The 1,079-nt window shown below is 45.4% G+C and carries 1 protein-coding gene; it reads right to left on the reverse strand.

Features of this window, described 5'->3' with window-relative positions:
- On the reverse strand, nucleotides 1-946 hold a 946-nt coding region (locus tag KDK19_RS15070), incomplete at its 3' end, for a hypothetical protein (protein ID WP_257292272.1).
- Nucleotides 947-1,079: the final 133 nt, after the last annotated feature.

Genomic DNA, 1,079 nt, shown 5'->3' on the forward strand with positions numbered 1-1,079 from the left:
AGCGGAACAGCTCCATACTGAACTCGCCATCCTTGTCTTTCCATTCCGGCCAGCCTAGCACCTCTTTCACTTGCTCATGTTTGAGCATGCCTTTGCTGCTATTCATGGACGAGAAGGATCGGAACAACTTCGTATTAAACTCGCCATCCCTGGCTTTCCATTCTGGCCAGCCCAGTATTGCTTTCACTTCCTTATGTGTGGGCACGCCTTTACCATTATTCATGGACGAGAAGGAATTCAATACATCCAAACGTGCTAAATATTCGAGTTCACTCAGGCTACGTTCTGTGAAACTCCGGATATGTTTTTTTCTATTGTTTAACATGCTGGTCAGCATGCCTGTATTTTTGAAGTTTTCAGAAAGGTGCCCAAAAAAAGCGGTGGCATTATCGAAGAAGCTATTAAATGAACTTCTCTCTAGAAAGCCGAGGAGTTTATAAAAAGTAGACTTGACTGTGATGTTTTTTTTCTTGAATACCTCCATCAGGGTTTGTACTTTTTCCAGCTCTTCCTGACTTAATTCGTATTCGATATTTTCTTTTACTTTTTCCAATGGGTCACCGGGGATCTGAGTGTCTGCCGGTTTCTTTTTTTTGGCCGATGGCGCAGTAGCAGCTGCTTCAGTATTATTTCTCTTTCTACCCGGGCCCTTCTTTTTTTTCTGGGCCGGTTCTGATGAATCCGGCTTTGTTTCTTTCCGGATTCGTTTTGCTCTTTTTTTACTCTGATTGTCCGAAAGGCACTTGTTGCATAAAATCACGGAGGCAGTTGCCTCATTGGTTATTCGCCTTAATTCCTGTGTATTCAGTGCCTTGTTGCACTTGAAACAAGTGACAGTAGAACTTCCGGTATCCTGTTCAGCTGAAGGTTCCAGCGGGTCTTTATCTTCACGACTGCTGCCGTTTGTCGAATCGGCTCCCTGTTTACGGGCAGCAGATCCGCTCATCTGGCCGGTCTGACTCGTTGTTGCGGTCGATGATGCTTTGGTCGTTCGGGAGGATGGATTCTTTTTCCTGGTAGCCGACTGTCGGCCAGAATATTTGCCAGCAGCGATCTCACGGTAAACACTGAGTTCCTGA

This window comes from Endozoicomonas sp. ONNA1 (genome assembly GCF_024606325.1).
In the GTDB taxonomy this organism is placed as follows: domain Bacteria; phylum Pseudomonadota; class Gammaproteobacteria; order Pseudomonadales; family Endozoicomonadaceae; genus Endozoicomonas_A.